Here is a 25,213-nt window from a genome sequence, read left to right on the forward strand (position 1 = left end):
TCCTGTGAGCGCTGAGGGTTATCTGAATCACCCCACGTTCGGGATGTTGTACCGGGTTGCCCCGGCCGGAGATGGCCGTGATGTTTTCGCAACGCTCTACGCCCAGAGAATGTTTTTTCTGGTCACGTTGCAGCCGCGGGGTGCTCAGTTTGAGGTGATCCCCTACCTGGATGCTCGCCATCACGCGGAGCTGAATTTGGCGAGGCGCCGCCGGGACGGGGCCGCAGATCTGGAGAGTTGGAAGCAGCTGTTTGACCAGACCTTTATCTGAACCGTCTGAGGGGGCCGCACTTGTGACGTCGATTGAGAGCCGCTGGCAGCAGCTGACCTCAGCGTTGCCCAGTGGGGTGAACCTTCTTGCGGTGAGCAAGGGACACCCGGCGGACGCGATTCGCGATCTGGTGGCATGTGGTCAGCTGGATTTCGGCGAAAGTCGTGTGCAGGAGGCTCTTCCGAAGCAAAACGCTTTGGCTGATCTCCCTCAGATTCGCTGGCACTTCATCGGTCGTCTTCAGGCCAACAAAGTGCGAGCGGTGGTGAAAGCCTTTCGCTGGATCCACTCCATTGATTCGTTGGCCCTGGCCGAGCGCACCTCGCGCATTGCCCTTGAAGAGCAACAACAGCCCACGGCGCTTCTTCAGGTGAAGTTGAGGGACGATCCGGCCAAGGGAGGCTGGGAGATGGAGGCCTTGAAGGCGGCCTGGCCGGAGCTGCAGTTGCTTCAGGGGCTCCAGATTTCGGGGCTGATGACGATGGCTCCCCTGGGCGTTGGCGCCGAAGACCGCAGTGCGCTGTTCAGGGAGTGCCGTCATCTGGCGGATGCCCTGGGGCTTGAACATTGTTCGATGGGGATGAGCGGAGATTGGCGCGAGGCCGCCGCAGCCGGGGCGACCTGGGTGCGCCTGGGTTCTGTGCTGTTTGGTCCTCGCCAGTCGCCAACATGAGGCGTCAATCGATCCGGACACGCTTGCTCACAACTCCATGGAGCGCTATTCAGGGTCAAGGTTCTGCAGTTTCCAGGTGTCGCTGATTTCTCGCCTTCGTGCTGTTGTCGCAGGAGATGACTATCTCGATGGCGATTTCGACGATCTCGACTACGACGCTGGGGAGCATGACGACAGCCCTCAGGCCATGGCTTCCGCATCCAGTGCCCTTGCGCCCCTCGATGCTGCTAACCCCTTTGACATGGACCAGGGATTCAGCGGCTCCAATGTGATCGGAATGCCTGGAATCAGTTCCAGCGCCGCCGAAGTGTCTCTGATGGAGCCCCGCAGCTTCGATGAGATGCCCCGGGCGATTCAGGCCCTGCGTGAGCGCAAGACCGTGATCCTCAACCTCACGATGATGGAGCCCGACCAGGCCCAGCGTGCGGTGGATTTCGTGGCAGGCGGCACGTTCGCGATCGACGGCCATCAGGAACGCGTCGGCGAGAGCATTTTCCTGTTCGCTCCCAGCTGCGTGACGGTGACCAATTCAGCCCATGAAGAAGCCAGCACGCCCACGGTTGTGACCAAGGATGTGGAGCAGGCGTCTGCCGAGGCCAGTGTTGCTCCCGCGCCTGCCTGGGCAGCCCCTGGTGCTGCTGCGCTCTGATCCTGATTCGTGAGCTTCGCCGTTGGTGTGATCGGCATGGGGCGCATGGCTCAGGCCTTGGTGCGTCCCCTGGTTGAAGGTGGATCTCTTCGCGGATCTGATCTGATTGCAGTCGTTGGTCGCGAGCCCTCCGTGGCCCGTCTCCAATCCCAACTGCAAGCTGAAATCACTGTGATTTCCAGTTCCGATCCTCGGATGCACGAGGTATGGGAGGCCCCGGTTCAGCTTCTGGCTGTCAAGCCTCAGCAGCTCGATCAGGTCGCGGCATCCGTCCGGACCCCTCCTGCAGGTGCGGCCCCGCTGCTGATCTCTGTGTTGGCTGGAGTCACTTTGGAGCGACTGCAGAGCACATTTCCCGGCAGGGTTTGTGTGCGCGCAGTACCCAATACGCCTTGTCTGGTGGCTGAAGGGCTGTGCGGCCTTGCCTGGGGGTGTGATGTCACGTCCGAGCAGCAGGCATGGGTGCGTCGCATGTTCGAGCCTGTCAGTGAAGTGCTCGAGTTGCCGGAATCGCAACTCGACGCTTTCCTCGCGCTCACGTCCTCCGGACCGGCTTATGTGGCGTTGATGGCCGAAGCGATGGCTGATGGTGCCGTTGCTGCAGGCCTGCCGAGGGATCAGGCTCTCAGGCTGGCGCAGCGCACCCTGGCCGGGACCGCCGCGCTTCTGGACCAGCAGCAACTGCATCCAGCGCAACTCAAAGACATGGTGGCCTCTCCGGGAGGCACCACCATCGCTGCGCTCCGTGTTTTGGAAAAGGCTGGATTGCGTTCAGCCTTGATCGAGGCCGTGGTGGCGGCCACGGAGCGGGGGCGAGCACTGCGTTAAGCGGCCATCGGTTCGTGTCGCATCACATCGGCGTAGAGACGCTCCAGGGCATCGATGTTGCTGGTCATGGTGTAGCGCTCGAGGACCCGCTCTCGAGCCTGTCGTCCGAGTTCGCGGGTGAGCACGGGTTGGTTTCTGAGCACGGGAAGCAGCGTTCGCAGCTGGGTGGTCACCCCCTGGGTGCTCATCACGATGCCTGCTCCGTCTGCCAGAACCTCGCCGTCAGCTCCGGCATCCGTGGCCACACAGGCGCAACCGCTGGCCATGGCTTCCAGAAGCGCCAGGGAAAGCCCCTCAACCAGTGAGGGGAGCACAAACACCTCAGCTGACTGCAGCAAGGCCACTCGGGTCGCCAGATCGGCTTCGTAGCCCCACCAGAGCACCTCGTCGTTGCTGTAGGTGTTCTGAAGGGTTGCGTGCAGTGGGCCATCCCCAACAATGACCAGGCGGCATCCTTCCGGTTTCACCAGTCGCCAGGCCTTCAGTAAGGCTTCAACGTTCTTCTCGGTGGCCACGCGCCCCATGTAGAGAAACATCCGCTTGTCGCCGATGCGTGCACGCACGGAGCGCAGAGGGCTGCCCACGGTGGCGAGGGTTGTATCGGCCGGCCGCCAGCAGTCGGGGTCCACCCCGTTGGGGATGACGGCGAGCCGTTCCTCGCGGACGCCCAGACGGGCCAGCACTTCAGCCTGAAGATCTGAAAACACAATGACCCTGTCGTACTTGGCGAGAGACGGGGCATAGAGCTGATAAGTGAGTTGCTGGGTTCCCGCGGTGAGATTGCGCAGTCCGGCATCAAACGGCGGGTGGAATGTGGCCACCAGGGGAACGCCGAGTTGCTGGCAGAGGTCGGGGAGCCGGAAGTCCAGTGGCGACAACGTGAGGCTGGCGTGCACCAGATCGGGTTGGAGACGCTCGAGAGACTCCCTCAGTTCCCGTTGTGCTCCCGGCGAAGGAATGGTGTAAACCTGCGATTTCACCAGATAGGGCAGGCTGACGTCTGGATCGTTCGCCAGCAACGACGTGTCGCTCCCGGGGGCTCCGGGGTTGGCGAAATGAATGAAGCTGATCTGGTGGCCACGCGCCCGCAAGGCTTCTGTGGTGCTGAGGCCGTAGGTGACGTTCCCGCAGAACGGAGATTTTTTGCCGAGCCAGGCGATATGCCTCACCGCACCGTTCCAGCGCTGGCTCTGAAGTTAGCAGCGTTGCCACGGACGCTCGATCACCGCTGCAATCAGAGCCAGAGCCGCCAGCACCCAAAGCACCGGAAGCAGGCCGACGCTGCTCACCAGGGCGCCGGCCAGGACGAGGGGAAGGCTGAGGGCGATGTTGATCAGGTTGTTTTGCAGACCGAACACCCGGCCGCGCTGGGATTCAGGGGTGTCCTCCTGAATGGTGGTCTGCGCAGGGATCGCAACCAGCGCTGCTCCGAGCCCGAGAAGACCGCAGAGTCCGAGGGTGTAACCAAGGTTTCCGCGCAGCTGGCCCAGAAGCACCAGGCTCCAGGTGATCGCTCCCAGGCCTGTGGCCGCCAAGCGGCGACGGCTGAAGCTGTGGCCCATCTGGGCCACCACCACCGCACCGATGGCCATCCCCAGGCCACTCATCGCCAGCAGGGTTCCGAAACCCGTGGGTCCCAGACCCTGAATGGCCGAAGCCAGGCTGATCGCCAGCACGTACAGCGCTGCCAGCAGGCTGTAGAGCAAGACCAGATGAACCATGGCGGTTCTCACGGAGGGTCGTTCACGCAACACCTGCAGACCCGCGACGATCTCTCGCCAGACCGATTCATCGGCTTGGGATCGGGGCTGCTCGCGCATCCGGATCGTGCTCAGACAGAGGGCCGCCATGCCGTAACAGAAGGGCAGGAGCAGGAACTCGCCCCCACGCAGCCCAACCAGCTGAAACAGGTGGTTCAGGCCGCGCAGGATCGGATCACCAAGGGCGAACCCAACGATCGTGGCGCCCATGCTGGTGGCCTGATAGAGAGAATTCGCTGCTAGCAAATGACCTTTGGGCACCAGCAGGGGGATAGCTGCCTGTTCCGCTGGTGCGAAGAATTGGGTGAGCACGGATTCCAGGAAGGTCATCACCAACAGGGCCCAGTAGCCCCAGCTGAGGCCGAGCCAGTGCGGTCCTGGGAGCAGAAACAGCGGGGTGAACAGCACGAGCAGAGCGCGCAGCCCATTGGAGGCCACCATCACGCGCCGTTTGGGCCAGCGGTCCACCCACACTCCCGCCACGGATCCCAACACCATCGCTGGAATGGTGTTGGCCACGTAAACACCGGTCGCCAGGAGCGTGATTCGCTGGGCTCTGGTTTCGAAATCCATGCGGATCGCTGAGGCGATCTCCGCAAGGGCCCCGTTCTCCTGCGGGGTGCTCGTCACCCAGTACTGGGCAATGAGATACACCATCAGCACGATGTAGAACTTGTCCGCGAGCTGGGAGAAGATCTGGCCGATCCAGAGTCGGCGGAACCCGTCGAAGCGCACCACGGTCTGGAGGCCACGGGGACCTTCCGCTTTTCCCCCGGTGGGACGTGTTGGTTCCGAGTTGTTCAGGGAGGATCCGCTCAAGGGTCCTGGTCAAGTCGGCTCATGATCGCTCAAAGGAGCGGCGCTCAGGCAGTCACGCACCATCGCAAGGGAGCGCACCGGGCGAGGCAGGTGGGCGCGGCACCAGCACTCGAGCAACGCGAGCAGCTTCAGCCACACCGGTCGCGGCCCGAGGAGCTCCCCATTGCTGCGGCGAGGCAAGTCGGGCCGAGGCAGCCGTTGCAGGAGCGCCAGCTCTGAGGGGTTCAGCTGGAGCCTGGCACCAGCCAGGGCCCCGAGAGCCAGTCCTTCCTCCGGGAGGACGCTGCATCGCCACTCCCACTGACCAATCGGGGGGGTCAAGGCCGCCCCGCTGCGACAGCAGGCCTGGAGGGGCAGCCCATACCCTCCCAGCGCGAGCAGATGCACGCTGGCCTGCACCACGTTCGCCAGGCAGAGATCGGCCTCTTCCCCTGGAGTGCGGCTGAGATGTTCCAGGCGATCGAGGTGGATCAGCACCGCCTCCAGCAATCCAGGGACGGGATCATCTGAGCTCACCAGTGCGATGGCCAGCTCGGCGAGTGCCTGGGCTGAGGCCAGGGTGTCCAGGCGCTGCCCGAGGCCGCTGTAGCTGCGCAGCACCCGAAGCTGACGGACCCGCGCCAGGCCGCGCCGACCGACCACCTGAAGGTCCAGGCAGGTCAGGGGCACGGCAGCGGCAAGACTGCTGCGGGGGCGTCTGGCGCCTGGAACGGCCAGGCGCACCACGCCGACGTCGTCGCTCAGCAGTGTGAGCAGCCGGTCATGCTCACCGAGGGGGCCCACCTTGAGCGCTAGCCCCTGCAAGCGTCTGTCGCCACTCATTCCGAGTGCCGTAAGGCCTGAACCAGGGCAGGGCCGTGGCCTGTCCCAAGGGCTGTGGCACCAGCTTCGACCAAGTTGAGGGCGTGCTCCAGGGTTTTGATGCCACCAGCCGCCTTGAGGCCACAGCGTCCACCTGTGAGCTGCCGCAAGTGCTTGACCTGGTCTGTTGTCACCGCGCCGCCGAAGCCATTTCCCGCTTGCAGCGCAGCCGCTCCCGCATCAAGAGCCGCTTCGGCTCCAAGAGCCAACTGCTCTGGCGAGAGCTGATTGACATCCAAAACCACGGTGATGGGCAAATCAACAGAAGCGATTGCGGCCAGTTCTTCGGCGTAAACGTTGGGCTGTCCGTTAACCAGCGCCGCCAGGTTGGGGGTGACATCGAGGGCATCAGCGCCTTCTCCGGCAGCCCATTCAGCCTGGGCTTGCTTCAATTCAGCCGGAAGGTCTCCGAAGGGGAAGCCCACAGCGGCGATCAGTTTCACCGGCCCGCTTCCCCCGAGACGTTGGCGGATGGTCTGCAGGTGAATCAGGCTCACCCCCACGCCACCGAAGCCGTACAGACGGGACGCGTCACAGAGGCTGTGCAGGTCGTCGTTCAGCAGCAGGGGGTTGAGGAGCGCCTGATGAATCAAGGGGGGCAGGTCCGGAAGGTCCTGCCGGCGCGCTGACGCGGTCATCACGGGAGCTGGCGAATCGCTGGCTTGTGCGCGTTCAGTCGCGCGCTTCGATCACGCCATAACCGCCGTGGTTGCGGCGATAGATCACCTGCAGGTCACCGCTGGCGCTGTCGCGGAAGAGGTAGAAGTCGTGGTCGATCAGATCCAGTTGCTGCCTGGCCTGTTCCAGGGTCATCGGTGGCATGGAGAAGTACTTCCGGCGCACGCCTGGGCTTGGCAACTGCACCTCTTTGCCGTCGAGCAGAGATTCGACGATGGCTTCGTCATCGAGCACGGATTCGGTGGTTGGGGTCTCGCTGGCCCGGTGCCCGTGGCTGTGGTGATGGTCGCTGTGGCGGTCTTTGAAGCGCCTCAGTTGACGCGCCAGCTTGCTGGCCACCAAGTCGATGCTGGCGTAGAGATTTTCACTGCGTTCCTGGGCGCGGATCACGGTTCCGTTGGCGAACACGGTCACCTCCGCTGTTTGCTGCGGGACCCGCGGATTACGGGCCACCGAGAGATGCACATCCGCCTCTTTCACGAGATCGCCGAAATTGTGAATCGCCCGGTCGAGCTTGGTTTCGGTGTAGTCGCGCAGAGCCGGTGTCACGTCCAGGTTGCGACCATGGATCAACAGCTTCATGGCATCCCTCCGGTGCCTCGTCCTATCGGCAACCTAGAGACGACGACCGATTCCGGAACAGGGTCTGCGGCATTTCTTTTCCAGCCAGCGCACCTGGTGCCCTTTATGCAGGCCTGGACGTGGCAGCGCCTCTGGCAGGAGCGCTTGCTGAAAGGAGCAGATTCAGGGGGCGATCCGCCGCCCGAAGCGGTCTGGCTGCTACAGCACCCACCCTGTTACACCCTGGGACGTGGCGCGTCGGAAGACCATCTCCTCTTCGATCCCGAGCACCCTCCCGCCCCGCTGCACCGCATCGATCGCGGCGGGGAGGTGACGCATCACGCTCCAGGGCAGCTTGTGATTTATCCAGTGCTTGATCTCCACCGCCACCGCACGGACCTGCACTGGTACCTGCGTGAGCTGGAGCAGGTGGTGATCGATGTGCTGGCTGCGCTCGGTCTCCGCGGCGAGCGAATCGAGGGACTGACAGGGGTCTGGCTCGATCAGTGCAAGGTGGCGGCCATCGGTGTGGGGTGCAGGCGTTGGATCACCCAACACGGAGTGGCCCTGAATGTGAACTGCGCCTTGGAAGGGTTTGAATCCGTCGTTCCCTGTGGTCTTGCCGGGCGGGCCGTGGGATGTCTGAGCGATTGGTGTCCTGGCCTGCACGTCTCGGAGGTGCAACCCCTGGTTTGCGATGCGTTGGCAGCACGGTTCGGTCTGTGTTTGGAGCTCAATGCGGACGCTGCGATTGCCGAAGGTCGGTGTTGGTGATAGGGCTGGGCGACTGCGATTCACTCCTGTGACTGCCACCGCACACGCTTCCTGGCGTCCGACCCCGCGCGAGCAGGCTGCCCTGGCCCGTCAGCACCACGTTCAGAGTCTTGGGCGTGTGGATCAACTCTGGCCTTGGCTCGCCGAGCACCACGGGTCGGTGCTCGCCGTTGAGGCTCCCCATGCCACCCATCCCGAGCGCTTCAGCTACAAGGAGCTGGCCGACAGGATCAGCCTGGCCGCAGCTGCCTTCCGCAGGTTTGGAGTCAAACCAGGAGATGTGGTGGGTCTGTTCGCGGAGAACAGCCCCCGATGGCTGGTTACGGATCAGGGGCTGATGCGCGCGGGTGCCATCGATGCGGTGCGGGGTGCGGCAGCACCTGTGGAAGAGCTCCGCTACATCCTCGAGGATTCAGGGTCCGTTGCCCTGGTGGTGCAAAACGCCGAGCTCTTGCAACGGCTCCACCTGCCGGCAGCCTGGCGAGAGACCCTGCGCTTTGTACTGGTTCTCGAGGGAGACGCACCGGCGGATGCCCTCTCCTTCGATGCCTTCTTGGCCCAGGGCACGTTGGCGTCGGCGCCAGATCCTCTGCTCCGCAGAGACCGCGCGTCCGCGACCAGCACCACCGCCACGCTGCTCTACACGAGCGGCACCACCGGCCGACCCAAGGGTGTACCGCTCACGCACGCCAACCTGCTCCACCAGATGCGCAGCCTGGCCTGTGTCGCTCGCCCTGAAGCAGGGGATCCGGTGCTGAGTGTGCTGCCGATCTGGCATGCCTATGAACGCAGCGCTGAGTACTACTTCTTTTCATGCGCTTGTTCGCAGAGTTACACCACGATCAAGCAGCTCAAACGGGATCTGCCCCGCGTCCGGCCTGTGGTGATGGTCACGGTGCCTCGGCTCTGGGAGGCGGTTCAGGCCGGTTTCGATGATGTTCTGAAAACCTTCCCCCCCGCTCGCCAGCGCCTGCTGAAGGCAGCACTGGCCAACAGTGCCGCCTTTGCTCTGGCCCGTCGCCGCAGTCGCAATTTGATGCTCGATCCTGTGCGCAAACGGGACCGTGTTATCGCTGCTGCCGAGGCTTCCAGCCGCTGGCCGGCCCATGCCCTGGCCTCCTGGTTGATCTGGCCCAAGGTGCGCCTTCAGCTCAGTGGTGGTTCTCTGCGTTTCCCGATCAACGGTGGCGGTGCCATTGCTCCCCACGTGGATTCCTTCTTCGAAGCGGTTGGCATCGAATTGCTAGTGGGATATGGCCTGACGGAAACCAGTCCGGTGGTGAGTTGTCGGCGCCCCTGGCGCAACATTCGAGGCAGCTCCGGGCTGCCCATGCCTGAAACGGAGTTCCGGATCGTTGACGGCGAAACCCGGCGGCTTCTCGGCTATCGCCAGCGGGGGATCGTGCAGGTGCGGGGGCCGCAGGTGATGGGGGGCTACCTCGGCAAACCCGAGGCCACAGCCAAGGTGCTCGATGGCGAGGGTTGGTTTGACACCGGTGACCTGGGTCTGCTGCTTCCGGATGGATCGGTGGTGCTCACCGGCCGTGCCAAGGACACGATCGTGCTCAGCAGCGGCGAGAACATCGAGCCGGGCCCCCTCGAGGAAACCCTGGTGGCCAGTCCTCTGATTGAGCAGGTGATGCTGGTGGGACAGGACGAACGACAGCTTGGGGCCCTGGTGGTGCCCCGTCTCGAGGCGATGCGAGGCTGGGCTTGTGATCAGATCGCTGACCCAGGTGAGGATCTCGGCGGATCTCCAGGAGATCCAGGGTTGAGGCGGCTGTTGCGCGGAGAGCTCAACCGTCTGCTGAGCGAACGGGTGGGCGCTCGGGGGGATGAGCGCCTGGTGGGTGTGGCCCTGGTCGATCCGTTCTCGATTGACAATGGATTGTTGACGCAAACCCTGAAACAGCGGCGCGATCGCATCACTGAGCGGGATGCTGAGGCGATCGAGGCGCTGTACGGACGCTGATCGCTGGGGCGCTTGTGTGGGTTGACCATCGGCCGTTGGGCTGAGACGCTTGGCGCTTCTTCCTGGCTCCCATGTCCGACGGCACCACCCTGTCGATCAAGCGCTCCATCACCGTCCGTGCTGTGGTCACTCCGGCCTGGAAGGAGGAAGCCGAGCGTGAATTGAGCACGGCGATCGCCACCACCGACCAGCAATTGGCACAGCTGGAGCAGGAGGGCCAGCAGGTGGTTGATGACGTGCGCCGTCAGAGTGCCAATCCTCTGGATCCCCGGGTTCAGGAGCAGGTGGCTCAGGTGCAACAGCAAGTGGCGGCCAAGCGGGCGGAGCTTGAGGAGCAGAAGCGCAACCTGCTGCAGCAGCAGGCTCAGGTGCGTGAGCTCGAGATGGAGCAGATCGTGGAACAAGGCCAGCTGGAGAGCTTCTGCGATGTGCAGGTGGGTGACAACCTCGTCAGCAAGATGCAGGTGGCTGTTGTGGTGCGCGACGGCGTGATCGAGTCGATCGAACAGGGTTGATCCCGTCAACGGGCCGCGATCTGCCGGCCCGTAAAATCCCTCTCTACACAGTCCATCCGGAGACGGCTTTGGCGACCCACGACATCTTCATGCCTGCCCTCAGCTCCACCATGACGGAGGGCAAGATCGTGGAGTGGCTCAAAAAGCCTGGTGACAAGGTTGCCCGGGGTGAGTCCGTCCTCGTCGTTGAGTCGGACAAGGCCGACATGGACGTGGAGTCGTTCAACGACGGCTTCCTGGCGTCTGTGCTAATGCCTGCGGGCAGCACGGCACCGGTGGGAGAAACCATCGGGCTGATCGTTGAATCAGAAGCGGAGATCGCGGAGGTTCAGGCCAAGGCTCCGTCCGGGGCCGTGGCGGCTCCGGCCAGCGCACCACCGGCAGCGGCAGCACCATCGGCGCCCACACCGGTTCCCTCGGCTCCGGTCTCTTCCCCGCCGCCTGCACCGGCTCCACCGGCCCCTGCTGCTGTGCCCGCTCCTGCGCCAACGGGCACCGGGCGCTTGATCGTCAGTCCGCGTGCCAAGAAACTCGCCGCCCAGATGGGTGTGGATCTCTCGTCGCTGCGCGGCAGTGGTCCGAACGGACGCATCCAGGCGGAGGATGTGGAGCGTGCCGCTGGTCGGCCCGTTTCCGTTCCCCAGGTGGGTGAAGGCACAGCACCCGCTGCGCTTGCGGGTGGCGCCGTGCCGGCTCCACCGAGTGCTCCCGCTGGCAACAGCTTCGGACGCCCCGGTGAGACGGTGCCGTTCAACACCCTTCAAGCGGCGGTGAACCGCAACATGGAGGCCAGCCTGGCTGTGCCCAGCTTCCGTGTGGGGTACACCATCACCACCGACAAGCTCGATGCCTTCTACAAACAGGTCAAGCCCAAGGGTGTGACCATGACGGCCCTTCTGGCTAAGGCGGTGGCCGTCACGCTGGCGCGTCATCCCCAGGTGAACGCCGCAACCACCCAGGCAGGAATGGCCTACCCCGCGGATGTGAATGTGGCGGTGGCCGTGGCCATGGAAGACGGTGGGTTGATCACGCCCGTGCTGCGTCAGGCCGATCGCATCGACCTGTATGAACTCTCCCGCCAGTGGGGTGATCTGGTGAAACGCTCCCGCAGCAAGCAGCTGCAGCCGGAGGAATACAGCACCGGCACGTTCACCCTCTCCAACCTCGGGATGTTTGGTGTGGATCGCTTTGATGCGATCCTCCCTCCGGGCACCGGTGCCATCCTGGCTGTGGCGGCCTCTCGGCCAACGGTGGTGGCCGCCAAAGACGGCTCAATTGCGGTGAAGCGCCAGATGCAAGTGAATCTCACGGCGGATCACCGGGTGATCTACGGAGCGGATGGAGCCGCCTTCCTCAAGGATCTGGCCGAGCTGATCGAGACGCGTCCTGAAAGCCTGGCTCTCTGATCCTGGCTTCGGGCTCTGCGCATCAACACCAGCGGCCTAAAGCGAAGAGTTTTGTCACTCTTGGAGTGGCTTGGCTGGACCCGTGTCCGTTTCGATCTTTTCGCGACTTCTCGGTCGCCCGTTGCCGCGCTCGAGCAGTGCAGGGGAGCGCCTTCCCAATTTCCAGGCACTGCCGATTCTGTCGTCGGATGCGCTGTCATCTGTGGCTTATGCCACCGAAGCGGCGCTCGGCATCCTGATCCTCGGCGGTAGTGCAGCTCTGCGCCTCTCGGTGCCGATCACCCTGGCGATCATCGGCCTGATCGCCATCGTGGTGTTGTCGTATCGCCAGGCCATTGCGGCCTATCCCAATGGTGGTGGGTCCTATGTGGTGGCGCGCGACAACCTTGGCCGCAATGTGGGATTGGTGGCCGCCGCCGCGCTGCTGATCGATTACACCCTCACGGCGGCCGTGAGCTTGATGGCTGGAACCCAGGCGTTGTCGTCGCTCGCTCCCAGCCTTCTGCCTTACGAAGTGCCGATTGCCTTGGTTCTGCTGGTGCTGGTGGGCTGGGCGAATCTGCGCGGCGTGAAAGAGGCGGGCCGGGTGTTTGCGGTTCCCACTTATGTGTTTGTGGTGATGATCGCCTTGCTCACCGTCGGTGGCCTGAAGGATCTCACGTTTCACCATGGCTGGACGCCCGATGCTCCCCCACTCACGGCTGGGCTGGAGCCCATCGGCTTGTTTCTGATTCTGCGGGCCTTCAGTTCGGGATGTTCAGCGATGACCGGTATCGAAGCCATCGCCAACGGTGTGAAGGTGTTCCGGGAGCCAGCTGCGCAGAATGCCCGCAAGACGCTCCTGGTGATGGGGCTTTTGCTCTCCGCCATGTTTTTTGCGGTGAGTGGGATGGGGTTCATGTACGGGATCGCTCCCAATCCCGACGTCACCGTTCTGGCCCAGATCGGTCAGCGCGTGTTCGGTTCCGGCAGTGTTCTGTTTTGGGTGCTTCAGATCGCCACACTGCTGATTCTTGTGCTGGCGGCCAACACGGCGTTTGCCGGATTCCCGCGGCTTGCAGCCATGTTGGCGGAGGATCGCTGCTTGCCTTTGCAGATGAGCTGGCAGGGCGACCGCCTGGTTTATCAGAACGGAATCGGTGTACTGCTGGGCATCACCGCTGCGATAATCCTGGTTTGCCGCGGAGATACCACGGTTGCGGTGAATCTTTACGCCCTTGGAGTGTTCAGTGCTTTCACCCTCTCGCAGCTTGGGCTCGTGCGGCGTTGGTGGCGGCTGCGTGGTGAGGGGTGGCAGGGACGCATGGCAATGAACGCCTTGGGTTCATTCACCACCTTCGTGGTGCTGCTGGTGATCGTGGTGAGCAAATTCGACGAGGGCGCCTGGACGGTGGTGATTGCCATCCCCTTGCTGGTGTGGGGTCTGGCAGGAATCCGCCGCCGTTACCGGGAGGTGTATGAGGCCATCGCACCGGACGAGACCATGCCTCCACTTCAGTTGATCCCCAGGGATCCTCCTCTCGGCCACCACGCCATCGTTTGGATGGCAGCGCTGAGCCGCCCCTCGTTTGAAGCTGTGCGTTACGCGTGCTCCTTTGCTGATGCGGTTACGGCTGTGGTCGTTCTGGCGAATCCTGAGCAGGCCGGTCCGATCAGTTCAGCCTGGGATCGCTACGCGGGGCGTGAGACCGGAGCCCTGGACCTTGTTCTCCTGGAGAGTCCGTTCAGCTCCCTTCTCGATCCGTTTTGCGATTTCGTGATCGAAACGGAGCGATCGCAACCGGATTGCATCACCACGGTGGTGATGCCGGTGGCCATCCCCCGCGACCGCCTGGACGCCATGTTGCTCAACCAGCGAGCCCGCAACCTTTTCGCTGCACTGTCCAATGATCACAGCCGGGTGTTTTCGATCGTTCGCTATTTCATTCCGAAGCCGTCGTCTGGGGCCTCGTCCTGACCCTGAGGCACGATGGAAGGATGATCCAATCCGACTGTGGCTGATCCCAGGGATCTTCAGCTGAGTGCTTACGACTACGAGCTTCCTGATGCGCGGATCGCTCAGAGGCCCGTTGAGCCGCGCCATGCCGCGAAACTGCTGATGGTTCCGCCCCTGGAGGCGTCAACCCCGCAGGTGCGGCATGGGACGGTCTGGGACTGGCAGAACGAACTGCAGAGCGGTGATCTGTTGGTGGTCAACGACACCCGGGTGCTGCAGGCTCGCCTGCGCGTGAGGCGATCGGGAGGCGGACTGGGGGAGCTGCTGGTGCTGGAGCCGAGGGGAGAGGGTCGTTGGTTGTGTCTGGCCCGTCCTGGCAAGAAGTTGCGGCCTGGGGATCAGGTTTGGCTCGAGGCCCTTGAACAGGATCCGCTGCCCCTTCAGGTGCTGGCAAGTGATCCCGCCAGCGGCGGACGCATTGTGCAATTCCCGCCTGCCTTTGCCGATGCCCTCGCAATCGAGGCTCTGCTGCAGCGGTATGGAGAAGTTCCGCTTCCGCCTTACATCACCTGCCACGACGACTCGGATCAGGAGCGGTATCAAACGCGTTATGCCGCCCGTCCTGGGGCTGTGGCCGCACCAACCGCTGGCCTGCATCTCAGTGATGACCTTTTGCAGGCGATTCGTGCCCGTGGCGTGGAGATGGCCAGCGTGACCCTGCATGTGGGACTGGGAACCTTCCGGCCGGTGGAAACCGAGGATCTGCGTGAGCTCAGCCTGCACAGTGAATGGGTGGAGGTGTCTGCGGAGCTTGTGGATGCTGTGCAGGACTGCCGCCAACGCGGGGGGCGGGTGATTGCCGTGGGCACCACGAGTGTGCGCGCCTTGGAAGGGGCTGCTGCCGCCGGTGCTGGGCGACTGCAACCGCTCAAGGGGCCGGTGGACCTGGTGATCCAACCCGGCTACCGATTCAGGGTGGTGGATGGTTTGCTAACTAACTTTCACCTCCCCAAAAGCTCCCTGCTGCTTCTGGTGAGTGCTCTGATCGGACGTGAGAAGCTTCTGGATCTTTATCGGCATGCGATGGAAGAGGGCTATCGCTTTTACTCCTATGGCGATGCCATGTGGATTGCCCCCCAGGCGCTCCTGAGAGAAGCGCGGTCATCCCTGTGAACTGCGCTCAATGGCGATCGCTTGATCGCTTGGCGCGGCGGCCAAAATATTATTTTGCGAAAAAAAATATAGGAACGACGGCTAAAAAAATATAAAAGAGTTTTAAGGGTCATTTAACCCAGTCTTTGTCTGGCTGTTTGTTTCTGGTCGTACCTTGGATTTGTGCATTATTTTTTTTATGGCCAGGTATCTTGTTTCAAACCTTGCTCAGCTTGAAAATGCCTTTGATCAGGCAAGTGAAAATGATCATTCGGTGAACAAAATTATTTTTGCGAATGAAGTTGATATTGCGCTGAGCAGCGGCCTCGAATACACGGGTGTTGGTAAACTCATTCTCGAAGGGAACGGTTCAACGGTTTTTGCTGCCGAAGAATATGATTCGGATGACTGTGACCTTGATGGCAAAGGTGTAGCGCTGATCACATCCCGCAGTGCGGCAGACGTTGTCATCAAAAACCTGACCCTTGACGGGTTTGAGGGTGCGGCTCAGCACGGTTTCGAGCTCGACGTTCCCAGGGATGCGGAGGGAACAATCAACGTTCTTTTGAAGGGTGTTGAGGCGACCGGCTTCTGGGATCATGGGATCCACATCGATGATCAGGCAGGTGAAACTGGGCAGGGAGGTACCACTCAAGGCGGAAAAGATGATGGAGCGGGTGCCAACTCCGATGCATCTCTGTCTGTGAAGGTGATCGATTCACTCATCGAAGGGAATGGGGTCTGGGGAGACAATGGCAGTGAAAGTGATAACGATGGTCTTCGTGTGGATGAAGGTGGTCGAGGTTTTGCAAAAGTTGTGATCAAGAACAGCGAATTTATCAACAATGGTGCTGATGGCTTTGAGCTTGATGAAACGGGCCGCGGAAGAGCAGAAGTGGTCGTCAGGGACTCCAAGTTCAACAACAACGGCCCGTTCGATCTAGATGACACTGATGATGGCCTTGATGTGGATGAGGCAGGCAGAGGTGATTTGATCGTTAAGTTGTTCAACACTGAGCTTAACAGCAATTATGACGAAGGCCTGGACTTGGATGAGGCGGACGCCGGTGATCTTCGTCTTGTGATGAAGAATTCGGAAGCGAATGATAATGGTAACTTTGATTTGACTGGGGCTACCGATCTAGGTGGTACCGGCGTCAAGCTCAGTGAAGAAGGTAATGGTGACATCATCACCAATTTCAAAGATGTTGTCGCCAATGGTAACGACGAGTATGGATTCCGCTTGGAGCAATTTGATGGCGGTGAGGTCAGGGCTCAATTCCGCGATGTTGTAGCTAATGATAACGAGGATAAGGATGGCATTCGTATTGAAAGTTACGAGACTGCAGATAAAGAAGAGCCAGAAATTCTGGATCCCATTGATGTGTTCTTCAAGAATGTTGTTGCCAGCGGCAACGGCGATGAGGATTTGCAGTTGGATGGAAACCCTCTGGTCGTCGCGTATCGCGGCCTGGTTGAATTTGGCATCATTGACTTCAGTCGAACGGCCTTCTTTGTCTGAAGCGCAGCAGCTTGCCTGACCCCATCGTTGCGATGGGGTTGGCCTGCTTCTTCAAATCAATCATTAAAAAAGCCCCGGGATCCTCCGGGGCTTTTTATTGTTGATCTCGGCTCTGATTGGAAATCAGACAGCAACAGGCTGTTCGATGATGCCGGTGGGCACATCCGCGAACATCACCGACGACAGGTAACGCTCGGCCAGGTCGGGCAGCACCACCACGATGGTTTTGCCGGCGTAGGCATCCTGTTGCGCCAGCCGGATGGCGGCAGTTGCTGCTGCACCGCAGGAGATTCCCACCAGCAGCCCCTCCTCTTTGGCGAGGCGCTGAGCCATGGCAATGGACTCCTCATTGGTCACCTGCTCCACCTTGTCGACCACGGAAAGATCGAGGTTCTCGGGGATGAAGCCAGCGCCGATGCCCTGGATCTTGTGAGGACCAGGCTTGATCTCCTCACCATTGAGGGTCTGGGTGATCACGGGGCTGTGGCTGGGCTCCACGGCCACAGACTCAATCGCCTTGCCAGCCTCGTTCTTGATGTAACGGGACACGCCAGTGATCGTGCCGCCGGTGCCGACGCCGGACACCAGAACGTCGATGGCTCCGTCACAGTCGTTCCAGATCTCAGGCCCTGTGGTTTTGAAGTGAATTTCAGGGTTGGCAGGATTCTCAAACTGCCCGGGCATGAAGTATTTGGCGGGATCGCTGGCAGCGATCTCCTTGGCCTTGGCAATGGCACCGGGCATGCCTTTGGCGGCCTCGGTGAGCACAATCTCAGCGCCGAGCACGGCCATCACACGGCGACGCTCGATGGACATCGACTCGGGCATGGTGAGCACGAGCTTGTAGCCGCGCGCTGCGGCGGTGAAGGCCAGGGCAATGCCGGTGTTGCCGGAGGTGGGTTCCACGATCACCTTGCCTTCGGTGAGAGCCCCTCGCTTTTCAGCGTCCCAGATCATGTTGGCGCCGATGCGGCACTTCACGCTGTAGGCCGGGTTGCGACCCTCAACCTTGGCGAGCACGGTGGCTTTGCAGCCTTTGGTGACGTGGTTGAGACGCACCAGGGGGGTGTTGCCGATGGCCTGGCTGTTGTCGGCGTAAACGCGTGACATGTTGGTGAAGGCGTTTCTAATCCAACGATTTTAAAGAGCTCATCCCGTCTGGAATGTGGGTGTTAAGAGGATCTACAGGTCAGGCTGATAGAGCGCGCTCAAAACGGCTCCAGAGTTGGTTGGGATCTTCCAGTCCCACGGAGACCCGCAGCAGATGGGAGGGAACCCCACAGGTTTCGGCCCAGGGCAGTTCCCCGTAATGGGCCAGCAGCACATAAGGGCAGGCAAGGGTGAATGCGGTACCGAGGCTGGGCCCTTTGCACACCTGCAGAGCGTCGTAGACCCGCGCGGCTTTGTCAGCGCCTTCTTTCAGCGCGAATGACAGCAAACAGCCATGGCCTCCATCGGCACGACGAAGCCCGTTGAAGCTCTCGCAGGTTCCCGGATGGAACACCTGGGCGACGGCGGGATGCTGCTGAAGTCTTCTCGCCAGTGACAGGGTGTGGGCATTGAGCACGGAAACACGCTCGCGCACATCGCGGCTGCCCTGCTCCAGGGCGATGGCGTCGGCATCGGCGAGATCCGCAACGCCCTGCGCTGATCCGGGGCTCTGGCTCCAGGTCTCCGACCAGCGGGAGAGTGGACTGATCACCAGGCTTCCCGCCATGACATCGCCCCGTCCGGCAAAGCTTTTGGTGAGGGAGCTGAACACCAGATCCGCGTGGGGCAGCGCATCGATGTTGAGTGCGGAGCCGATCGTGTCATCGGCGATGACCGGAATCCCCCGTTGATGGGCCAGCGCTGCAATCTCGGGCAGATTCACGCAGCGAAGCAAGGGGTTGCTCGGCAGTTCCACCACGATCGCTCCCGGTTGGAGACGATCCAAAGCCGCTCGCACTTGTGCGGGTGAGTCGTCGAGGAGCAGTTCCGCTCCGCTGAAGACCACCTGGGGCAGCTTCAGCACATCCACATAGGGAAAGCCGATCTGCAGCACCGGCCGCCCGGGATGGAGGACGGCGATGCGTTGAAGCGCTGAGTGCAGTGCAGCCATCCCGGAGGGATGCAGGCTGATGGCGTCCTCAGCGCAGCCATAGATCCCAGCCAGGCGTTGGATCACCGTGCTCAGGGCTGACTTGGCAATCGCCGTATCAGGCGACGCCTCCTTGCCCAGGGCGATGGCCGCCAGGCGCGACGATGCACCCAGGCCCGTGTGTTGCCAGAAGGCCTTCGCGGCCATCGTCCTGATCGGGTCAGCGACCAGGCAGGGCAAACCCCGTACCGTTCGGATTGCGCTGAAGCCGTCCAGGGCCTGTCGCTGGCAATGGTTCCCGGCTGCTTCGGCCGCGGCTTCAGTGGGATAGGGCCAACAGCTGTATCCAGTTGACGGCGCCAATCCAGACTCCTTCAGTGCCAGATCCGCCAGTTCCCTGACCAGCGGATGCAGTCCGAAGCGTGGGTAAACCGCGCGAAGCGCCGCACGGCACGAGGGCTCGTTTTCCTCGTAGGCGATCACGTCGCTCCAGCGGGGCAGCGCGACCGAAACCGCATGGGTGGCATCCGGCAGGGGATGGCCAAGATCGTGCCCCTGCCAACAGGGATCCTCCAGCAGGTTGCGCGGACTCCTCACAGCGTCGCTAAGGCCTGATCGAGATCCGAGATCAGGTCGGCGACGTCTTCACAGCCAACTGACAGACGGATCAACCCATCGGTGATGCCCAGCTTGCTCTTGACTTCAGGGGACACAGCGGCGTGGGTCATGGTGGCGGGGTGGCAGATCAAGCTCTCCACGCCCCCCAAGCTTTCCGCCATGGTGAACCAGCGCAGTGCCTTGCACACCGCATAGGCCTGTTCTCGGCTGGTCTCTAGACCGATGGTCACAATGGCTCCACCGCCGTGCATCTGTCTAAGGGCTACAGCCTGCTGGGGATGGTCAGAGCGATGGGGATAGCGAGTCCATTCCACCTGGGGGTGGTCGGCCAGATGGTCGGCCAGTGCAGCCGCGTTTTCGATCTGTTGGCGCAGCCGCAGTGGCAGGGTTTTGATGCCTCGGGTGATCAACCAGCAGTCGAAGGGAGACGGCATCAGGCCCAGAGCCTTCTGGGCGAACACCATGCGCTCATGCCATTCAGGGGCATCTGTGCAGACGGCGCCCCCGAGGGCATCGGAATGCCCATTGATGTATTTGGTGGTGCTGGTGAGCGAGAGCGTGGCACCCAGCTGTAAAGGGCGCTGCACCAGGGCTGTGGCGAAGGTGTTGTCGACCACAACAGGCACCTCAACGCTGCGGGCTGCGTTGCAGACCGCTTCTAGATCAATCACCTTGAGCAGCGGGTTGGTTGGGCTCTCCAGCCAAATCATGGCGGGCTGGAGCTCGGCGATTGCCGTTAGTGATGAGGGATCTGTGAAATCCACCCATTCAGTGCGCACGCCGAATTTGGCGAACACCTGTTCGAATAAACGCACGGTGCAGCCGTAGAGGTTCTCCTCGCACAGCACCAGGTCTCCCTGTTGGAGGGTGGAGGCGATGGCTGTGATCGCACTCACCCCCGAGCCGAACACGGTGGCGTGGTCGCACCGTTCCACCGAGGCCAGCACACCTTCAAGAATGCGGAAATTGGGGTTGCCTGAACGGGTGTAGTCAAAGCCTCCGGGATTGCCATGGGCGAAGGTGGAGGTGGCGTAAATCGGCGGCATCACCGTGCCGGTGGCATCTGCGAAGCTCTCGCCGTGATGGATGGCACGGGTGGCATCAGCGGGTGCGGTCGCGGGATGCTGCAAGGGGTGACTCCGCTCAGCTTGTAAGGCTAGGAAATGGTCTTTGCGAACCCACTAGGGTCATGCCTTGTGTCCAGGCGTCATCGTGACTGAGAACCCTTTGCAGTCCCAGAAAGACGAGTGGAGAGATCACGTTCTCAGCGAAATCGTTACTTTTTTGAGCGAGAACAAGGAAGCAATCCACTCTCGCTATTTCGAACAACGAGAGGGCAAGCTTTCTCGCGAATTCATTGAAGCGGCAGGGTTGATGGATTTTGAACTTGCGATCACCTTCCTCGAAGATAAGCCGAAAGGTTTTGGTTTGGGTCTTGGTTTCTTTAAGGCCAATCTCATTCGCTGACCAATGAAATCAACGCTTGAATGATTGTTTTGCGGAGACGAGTTGCAGCGTCTCATTGTCCCAGAGGATGAGGGAGAAGCATTCCCAGAGCTGGTCTAGCCGGAGCCTCTTGACTCCGTCAAAATTGTTTTGTCGGTCTTCGTGGCAATGGCGGAGGCGATAGTTGGGAATCCTTTCGGACAGGTGGTGCACGTGGTGATAAGCGATATCGGCGGTAAACCAGTTAAGAACAGGAGGCATGATCAGAAACGATGAACCATCGATAGCCCCTTTGAAATAACTCCAATGATCTTCGTCACTCGCATAAGAACCTGGGAAGTTGTGCTGAACAAAGAAAACAGCAATCATGATTGCTGCGCTTGTGCTCATGATTAAGATATAAAGAATCCAGAAGTGCCAATATCCGATTGCGCTTCCGATCCACCACCATGCGAGCGAGATGCATAGGGTATTAGCGATTGTATCGTAAACTTCTTCTTTTGTGTAGAAGAAGCTGGATTTGTGATCGTTGATAAACGTAAATGGATTGAATAGCTTTCTGCTCGAAATTTTTCGGAATCCATCAATGGTTCCATTGGCAATCAATTCAATAAACCCCAAAAGCAATGCCACTCTTGGCTTGATCACTAAGTAGTAGAAGCCTCCAGGGAAAAGAGTTAAAGGGTGGCGCAGTGCTTGGTAGAGAAACTGGGAATTCTTGCCCTTTTTCTCAAATTCGCGACGCGTCGTTAAGGCCGACGGGCCTCTGTATCGATTCCAGTTGCCATTGTGTTTGTGGTGGAAGGCATGACCTCTTGACCAGGGGTGGTGCGGCATTGCATGGAAAATGCTCAGTAGGAATGCGGCAGAGCGATTAGCAGTTTTAGACTTGAATAAGCTGTGATGACCACAGTCATGCATTAATGAGAAGCTTCTGCTTAAAAATAAAATGATTAAGGCGAACAGACCTGGCGTAAGTATCAACGACAATACGCTTAGCTGTTCTGTGGTTTTAACGATCGCAACGCAGCACAGGATTAAGGGAATGGCTGTATTGATGATCTGCCATGAGGCAATTTTGTCGTCACTGACCATGTAAGGCTTGATGTTTAAATCAATGCGCCTCAGTGGTGTTGTTGACAAGGTTTTGGTGACGGCGCTGCTCAAGGGAATGGCCTTCGTTGGTTAATGGTGTAGGCGCGAATCATTCGGAGAACTTTTTGTAGGGAGGTCGTGCCGAACGATGGGGCGAGTGGTAAAAATCAGTTCAACATGGCGTGAAATTTCACGGTCTCGCCATTGTTTCACGGACCTTAGTGGATTTTGCGAATGGTTGACCCATCTCCGCTCCCTGGAAAGCCGAGAGCCCTCACGTATTCAGAGATGATGAATGGTGGTCGCGCGCAGATGGACGAGCAAGCTCATCAGCGAGAGCTCGAATTGAAACGACGCGAAGCGACCTTGGAACAACAGGTCAACCATTTGGAGCTGGTGTTCAAAATTGCTGAAGAGCGACGTTGACTGTTCCACATCTGAATAAAAAAACTCCTGCCCGCCATCGATGGAGGGGGCAAGAGTTTGTCTTGGCTCTTGGAATTGCCCCAAAAGCCAGTTGGTGACTGAAGGTTAGACCTTTCTGGAGTAGTACTCCACCACCAGCAGTTCGTTGATTTCAAGGGCGACCCACTCGCGTTCGCAGCGGCCCACCACCTTGGCGTTGAGCTTGGGTTTGTCGAGCTCCAGGTGTGGCGGCACGTTGGCCAGGCCTGGAAATTCCAGGTTGCCTTCGGCGAGTTGCTTGCTGCACTTGCGCTCGCGGATTGCGATCACATCGCCAGGCTTGCACTGATAGCTGGCGATGTCGGTCACACGACCGTTCACAGTCACGTGGCCATGGTTCACCAGCTGACGAGCACCGGGGACGGTGGGGCCGAAGCCGAGGCGGAAGCAGACATTGTCGAGACGGTTCTCGAGCAGTTTCAGCAGGTTGGTTCCAGTGGACCCCTCCTGGGCGCGCGCTTTCTTCACGTAGCGCACGAGCTGACGCTCGGAGACTCCGTAGTTGAAGCGAAGCTTTTGCTTCTCTTCGAGACGGATGGCGTATTCGGAGCGCTTGCGACGGGCTTGGCCGTGCTGACCGGGGGGATAGGACCGCTTTGCGGCCTTCCGGGTGAGACCAGGGAGGTCTCCCAAGCGCCGCGTGATCCTCAGGCGAGGGCCGCGGTAACGGGACATACAGACAGGTTCGTTGGGAATTCGCGCATGCGCGAACCAATCAATATAAATCATCGCTAGCCTGCAAAAGTATTTTCTGGGTCGGAGAGTCCGGCAATTGGATCACAAGCCTGAGAATTCGGTCGCCACAAAATTTCTAATTCGTTTTGTTGGTGTTCAATTTATTGCCCTCGTTGTAGCCGTCATTCTCGTGATTTCCGGTTATTCCAAGGTTGCTCATGAATATGTGCGTTCACAAGCTCTGCAATTTATGGATGTCATGGTGGCTGTTAGGGAATATACCTCCCGGAAAGTCAATCCAATTCTCGCCCCGATCAATGCAACCTCTGATGAGGCTTTTTTGCCGGCTGCCGTTCCGAGCTATTCTGCAACCAAGGTGTTTGAATATTTGAAGCTTAATCACGCGTACGAGGATTTCCAATACAGAGAAGCTTCTACAAATCCTACGAGTCCTGCTGATTTGGCGACTTCCGAAGAAGCTCTCATCATTCGTCGTTTTGAAGAAAGCCCATCGTTGCTCGAATACAGTGGCTTCAAAAAAAGTAGCAGTGATCATCCGCAGTTCTTTGTTGCAAAACCGATTCGTCTTACAAAAGAGAGTTGTTTAAGTTGCCATTCAACTCCTGATCGAGCTCCTCGCAGCCAACTCCTGGCCTATGGATCCAAGAATGGGTTTGGTTGGCAGCTCGGTGACGTTGTTGGTGTGCAAATCGTCACTCTTCCTGAAGATGCTGGCTTGCCTTCTCCAACGCAGTTTGTTTTGCTTCTGGTCGTTTCTATCGGTGTGATGACTTCGCTCATTGTTATTGTGGTTAACCGAGTCTTTGAACGTGTAGTGATGTTGCCCCTTTCTCGATTGCTTCGTCTAGCTCGAAACGAACAATCGCGACACGACGTGACAGAAAGCCAGGATGAATTTGGCTTTATCGCAAGAATTTTGCAGGGTCTTCGTTCCACGGTTAATCGTCTTGATGATGATAATTCTGGTTAATTTATTGCGATCCAGATAAACAAAACCTGGGTTGAGATGAAAATAGACGGTAGAAATATTTCCATGGCTCGTTCGATTGATGGTATCCTGTCGTGCCCGTCTTTTAATACTTTTTGTGAAATATTGTAAGCAATAAAAACCTCTGAAATCATAAACGCAAACAAAAAGATTGTGTAGGTATCACCTAGGGTGAGATAGGGGACTCTGGGCACTGAATTCGCAATGATGATTTGATACGCAAGTGTTGTGAACAAGAGCCCAGAGATAAATCCCAGTCTGTCTGCGAAAGCTTCGATTGGTATTGCCAGGAAAAAGATGCTTGTGAAAGCAAGGATCCCCAGCGGAAGAAATATCTTGTAGATATAATATCCAGAGCGGCGTGCAATGGTGATTGTCGCAGACAGTTGTGAGAATTCCTGGCTGCCTTTTTCGGGGTCGTCATGATTACGGATCGAAAAGTTGAGGTCTTTGATCACCCACTCTGGCAGTCTTGATCGGCGGCCAAGGCTGACGGCATCACCGAGATCTATGAGGCGTACCGTGCTCTGATCCCAGCTGAATGATTGTAGATAGATGCGAAGAAGCTGTTGATCAAATGGAAATTTGGAAAGTTTGAACTCTGAGCCCAATCCTTCTTCGAATCGAGCGATCCGCTCTACAGAGCCATTGCTCCTTAGTGTAATTGTTTGTGTTTGGTAAAAAGCTTCGCTCACTCGATTTGTGAATTCCAGCTGAGGTGACCAATGACTTCCGATCCACTCTTCAGCCGCATTATTGTAAAGAACAAGTTTGTCTTCTCCTTGCGGTATCTGACTGATTACTCTGCTGTCGCACCAAGTGGTTGTCAGTAATCCATCCACCTGAAAGCGATTCTCTGCGTCTGAGATTCTTGGAATTTCGTTGATGTGAACATTAACCCCAACTGGAATCGCTTGAGTGAGAGTTTGACTTTGTGGTGGTATGAAGGGATTTTTGGACAGTTCATTGCTGGGCGGACAGGCTTGTCGTTGCGTGTTGAGTTTCCATAGTTCTCCAGTTCTGTTGGCTTGTCCTGGGATCCTTTCCTGAGCGGCAACGTGGGTTATCGACGAAAGCCATAGGGCCATCAACGCCGCTATGAGCCCCAGGAGCAATTGAAATCTCTGTCTTCGATTCACAGCGTGTAGTGTTTGAAGCCTTAAGATGGAATTCATTGTTCTGGAGGCAGTTTACTGGTGTTTTCTGCTGTACCTGGAAAATTCAATCGGTTGCTGTCTCACTTGCTGGTTGGATTCATACACCTGTACCGGCGTCTGCTGTCACCGCTCATCGGTCCACGGTGTCGATTTATCCCAAGTTGCAGTGCCTATGGATTGGAAGCAATTCAGCGCCATGGGCCTTGGCGCGGGGGCTGGCTCACTGTTTGCAGGGTGAGTCGCTGTCATCCGCTCACCCCCTGCGGTTGTGATCCGGTTCCGGACTGAAGC

25 protein-coding genes are annotated in these 25,213 nt (G+C 59.4%); 14 read left to right on the forward strand and 11 right to left on the reverse strand.

Features of this window, described 5'->3' with window-relative positions:
• Window positions 1-4 precede the first annotated feature (4 nt).
• The 4 genes from SynBMKMC1_RS03270 to proC all read left to right on the forward strand — a co-directional run bounded on the left by SynBMKMC1_RS03270 (window position 5) and on the right by proC (window position 2,421).
• A complete protein-coding gene (locus SynBMKMC1_RS03270; RefSeq protein ID WP_011932482.1) occupies window positions 5-271 on the forward strand; it encodes a PipX family protein in 267 nt (88 codons plus the stop codon).
• Between the two features lie 22 nt (window positions 272-293).
• Window positions 294-944, forward strand: a complete 651-nt coding sequence (locus SynBMKMC1_RS03275) for a YggS family pyridoxal phosphate-dependent enzyme (RefSeq protein WP_186472689.1) — start codon at window positions 294-296, stop codon at window positions 942-944.
• 76 nt (window positions 945-1,020) lie between these two features.
• Complete coding sequence (locus SynBMKMC1_RS03280) at window positions 1,021-1,593, forward strand: cell division protein SepF (RefSeq protein ID WP_186473301.1); 573 nt, start codon at window positions 1,021-1,023, stop codon at window positions 1,591-1,593.
• 45 nt (window positions 1,594-1,638) lie between these two features.
• Window positions 1,639-2,421, forward strand: coding sequence for a pyrroline-5-carboxylate reductase (gene proC, locus SynBMKMC1_RS03285; RefSeq protein ID WP_370593949.1), 783 nt, complete (start codon window positions 1,639-1,641; stop codon window positions 2,419-2,421).
• On the opposite strand, the gene SynBMKMC1_RS03290 is transcribed toward proC, so the two are convergent.
• The 5 genes from SynBMKMC1_RS03290 to hpf are packed head-to-tail and all read right to left on the reverse strand — an operon-like array spanning window position 2,418 to window position 7,121.
• On the reverse strand, window positions 2,418-3,590 hold the full coding sequence (locus SynBMKMC1_RS03290; protein ID WP_186472690.1) for a glycosyltransferase family 4 protein: 1,173 nt from the start codon (window positions 3,588-3,590) through the stop codon (window positions 2,418-2,420). The genes proC and SynBMKMC1_RS03290 overlap by 4 nt on opposite strands.
• A gap of 27 nt (window positions 3,591-3,617) precedes the next feature.
• Window positions 3,618-5,000 carry an MFS transporter gene (locus SynBMKMC1_RS03295; RefSeq protein WP_186472691.1) on the reverse strand — a complete coding sequence of 461 codons (1,383 nt, stop codon included), beginning with the start codon at window positions 4,998-5,000 and terminating at the stop codon, window positions 3,618-3,620.
• 9 nt (window positions 5,001-5,009) lie between these two features.
• A complete protein-coding gene (gene recO, locus SynBMKMC1_RS03300) occupies window positions 5,010-5,822 on the reverse strand; it encodes a DNA repair protein RecO (protein ID WP_186472692.1) in 813 nt (270 codons plus the stop codon).
• The gene (locus tag SynBMKMC1_RS03305; RefSeq protein ID WP_011932489.1) at window positions 5,819-6,499 is read right to left on the reverse strand and encodes a deoxyribose-phosphate aldolase; all 681 of its coding nucleotides are present in this window, start codon (window positions 6,497-6,499) and stop codon (window positions 5,819-5,821) included. Before SynBMKMC1_RS03305 ends, recO begins: the two co-directional genes overlap by 4 nt.
• 34 nt (window positions 6,500-6,533) lie before the next feature.
• Window positions 6,534-7,121, reverse strand: a complete 588-nt coding sequence (hpf, locus tag SynBMKMC1_RS03310) for a ribosome hibernation-promoting factor, HPF/YfiA family (protein WP_011932490.1) — start codon at window positions 7,119-7,121, stop codon at window positions 6,534-6,536.
• A gap of 12 nt (window positions 7,122-7,133) precedes the next feature.
• Between hpf and lipB the strand changes: the two genes are divergently transcribed.
• The 7 genes from lipB (at window position 7,134) to SynBMKMC1_RS03345 (ending at window position 16,377) form a co-directional block, all read left to right on the forward strand.
• A complete protein-coding gene (gene lipB / locus SynBMKMC1_RS03315; protein WP_186473303.1) occupies window positions 7,134-7,874 on the forward strand; it encodes a lipoyl(octanoyl) transferase LipB in 741 nt (246 codons plus the stop codon).
• A 28-nt stretch (window positions 7,875-7,902) separates the two neighbouring features.
• Window positions 7,903-9,846: an AMP-binding protein gene (locus SynBMKMC1_RS03320; RefSeq protein WP_186472693.1), complete on the forward strand. Its 1,944-nt coding sequence runs from the start codon at window positions 7,903-7,905 to the stop codon at window positions 9,844-9,846.
• Window positions 9,847-9,917: 71 nt separating this feature from the next.
• Window positions 9,918-10,361 (forward strand): YlqD family protein, encoded by a 444-nt coding sequence (locus SynBMKMC1_RS03325; protein WP_011932493.1) that lies wholly within the window; start codon window positions 9,918-9,920, stop codon window positions 10,359-10,361.
• Between the two features lie 68 nt (window positions 10,362-10,429).
• Window positions 10,430-11,767, forward strand: coding sequence for a dihydrolipoamide acetyltransferase family protein (locus tag SynBMKMC1_RS03330; RefSeq protein ID WP_186473304.1), 1,338 nt, complete (start codon window positions 10,430-10,432; stop codon window positions 11,765-11,767).
• Window positions 11,768-11,849: 82 nt separating this feature from the next.
• Window positions 11,850-13,724, forward strand: a complete 1,875-nt coding sequence (locus tag SynBMKMC1_RS03335) for an APC family permease (RefSeq protein WP_255486275.1) — start codon at window positions 11,850-11,852, stop codon at window positions 13,722-13,724.
• Window positions 13,725-13,760: 36 nt separating this feature from the next.
• The gene (gene queA / locus SynBMKMC1_RS03340; RefSeq protein WP_186472695.1) at window positions 13,761-14,876 is read left to right on the forward strand and encodes a tRNA preQ1(34) S-adenosylmethionine ribosyltransferase-isomerase QueA; all 1,116 of its coding nucleotides are present in this window, start codon (window positions 13,761-13,763) and stop codon (window positions 14,874-14,876) included.
• A gap of 178 nt (window positions 14,877-15,054) precedes the next feature.
• Window positions 15,055-16,377, forward strand: coding sequence for a right-handed parallel beta-helix repeat-containing protein (locus tag SynBMKMC1_RS03345; RefSeq protein ID WP_186472696.1), 1,323 nt, complete (start codon window positions 15,055-15,057; stop codon window positions 16,375-16,377).
• 123 nt (window positions 16,378-16,500) lie between these two features.
• Here SynBMKMC1_RS03345 and cysK read toward each other — a convergent pair whose 3' ends face one another.
• From cysK to SynBMKMC1_RS03360, 3 genes are all read right to left on the reverse strand, one after another.
• Window positions 16,501-17,487, reverse strand: a complete 987-nt coding sequence (gene cysK, locus SynBMKMC1_RS03350) for a cysteine synthase A (protein WP_186472697.1) — start codon at window positions 17,485-17,487, stop codon at window positions 16,501-16,503.
• A gap of 79 nt (window positions 17,488-17,566) precedes the next feature.
• Window positions 17,567-19,054, reverse strand: a complete 1,488-nt coding sequence (locus SynBMKMC1_RS03355; RefSeq protein WP_186472698.1) for a PLP-dependent transferase — start codon at window positions 19,052-19,054, stop codon at window positions 17,567-17,569.
• Window positions 19,051-20,205, reverse strand: a complete 1,155-nt coding sequence (locus SynBMKMC1_RS03360; protein WP_186472699.1) for a PLP-dependent aspartate aminotransferase family protein — start codon at window positions 20,203-20,205, stop codon at window positions 19,051-19,053. Before SynBMKMC1_RS03360 ends, SynBMKMC1_RS03355 begins: the two co-directional genes overlap by 4 nt.
• 82 nt (window positions 20,206-20,287) lie before the next feature.
• On the opposite strand from SynBMKMC1_RS03360, the gene SynBMKMC1_RS03365 reads away from it, so the two are divergent.
• A complete protein-coding gene (locus tag SynBMKMC1_RS03365) occupies window positions 20,288-20,542 on the forward strand; it encodes a hypothetical protein (RefSeq protein WP_186472700.1) in 255 nt (84 codons plus the stop codon).
• 9 nt (window positions 20,543-20,551) lie between these two features.
• On the opposite strand, the gene SynBMKMC1_RS03370 is transcribed toward SynBMKMC1_RS03365, so the two are convergent.
• Window positions 20,552-21,688 carry a fatty acid desaturase gene (locus tag SynBMKMC1_RS03370; protein WP_255486277.1) on the reverse strand — a complete coding sequence of 379 codons (1,137 nt, stop codon included), beginning with the start codon at window positions 21,686-21,688 and terminating at the stop codon, window positions 20,552-20,554.
• A gap of 459 nt (window positions 21,689-22,147) precedes the next feature.
• Window positions 22,148-22,756, reverse strand: a complete 609-nt coding sequence (gene rpsD, locus SynBMKMC1_RS03380; RefSeq protein ID WP_011932503.1) for a 30S ribosomal protein S4 — start codon at window positions 22,754-22,756, stop codon at window positions 22,148-22,150.
• A 97-nt stretch (window positions 22,757-22,853) separates the two neighbouring features.
• Between rpsD and SynBMKMC1_RS03385 the strand changes: the two genes are divergently transcribed.
• Window positions 22,854-23,747 carry a DUF3365 domain-containing protein gene (locus SynBMKMC1_RS03385; protein ID WP_186472702.1) on the forward strand — a complete coding sequence of 298 codons (894 nt, stop codon included), beginning with the start codon at window positions 22,854-22,856 and terminating at the stop codon, window positions 23,745-23,747.
• Here SynBMKMC1_RS03385 and SynBMKMC1_RS03390 read toward each other — a convergent pair.
• Window positions 23,744-24,853: a hypothetical protein gene (locus SynBMKMC1_RS03390; RefSeq protein ID WP_186472703.1), complete on the reverse strand. Its 1,110-nt coding sequence runs from the start codon at window positions 24,851-24,853 to the stop codon at window positions 23,744-23,746. The genes SynBMKMC1_RS03385 and SynBMKMC1_RS03390 overlap by 4 nt on opposite strands.
• A 108-nt stretch (window positions 24,854-24,961) precedes the next feature.
• Here SynBMKMC1_RS03390 and yidD point away from each other — a divergent pair, with 108 nt between their 5' ends.
• Window positions 24,962-25,210: a membrane protein insertion efficiency factor YidD gene (gene yidD / locus SynBMKMC1_RS03395; RefSeq protein WP_370593931.1), complete on the forward strand. Its 249-nt coding sequence runs from the start codon at window positions 24,962-24,964 to the stop codon at window positions 25,208-25,210.
• The last annotated feature ends 3 nt before the right edge of the window (window positions 25,211-25,213 follow it).

Origin of the sequence: Synechococcus sp. BMK-MC-1 (assembly GCF_014279955.1) — a bacterium.
Taxonomy (GTDB): Bacteria; Cyanobacteriota; Cyanobacteriia; order PCC-6307; family Cyanobiaceae; genus Synechococcus_C.

Bases quoted from the DNA above. Each gene is read 5' to 3' on its own strand.
- proC (WP_370593949.1), top strand. From the start codon at position 1,639: ATGGCTCAGGCCTTGGTGCGTCCCCTGGTTGAAGGTGGATCTCTTCGC.
- recO (WP_186472692.1), bottom strand. From the start codon at position 5,822: ATGAGTGGCGACAGACGCTTGCAGGGGCTAGCGCTCAAGGTGGGCCCC.
- SynBMKMC1_RS03305 (WP_011932489.1), bottom strand. From the start codon at position 6,499: ATGACCGCGTCAGCGCGCCGGCAGGACCTTCCGGACCTGCCCCCCTTG.
- hpf (WP_011932490.1), bottom strand. From the start codon at position 7,121: ATGAAGCTGTTGATCCATGGTCGCAACCTGGACGTGACACCGGCTCTG.
- SynBMKMC1_RS03325 (WP_011932493.1), top strand. From the start codon at position 9,918: ATGTCCGACGGCACCACCCTGTCGATCAAGCGCTCCATCACCGTCCGT.
- SynBMKMC1_RS03345 (WP_186472696.1), top strand. From the start codon at position 15,055: ATGGCCAGGTATCTTGTTTCAAACCTTGCTCAGCTTGAAAATGCCTTT.
- cysK (WP_186472697.1), bottom strand. From the start codon at position 17,487: ATGTCACGCGTTTACGCCGACAACAGCCAGGCCATCGGCAACACCCCC.
- rpsD (WP_011932503.1), bottom strand. From the start codon at position 22,756: ATGTCCCGTTACCGCGGCCCTCGCCTGAGGATCACGCGGCGCTTGGGA.
- SynBMKMC1_RS03390 (WP_186472703.1), bottom strand. From the start codon at position 24,853: ATGGCCCTATGGCTTTCGTCGATAACCCACGTTGCCGCTCAGGAAAGG.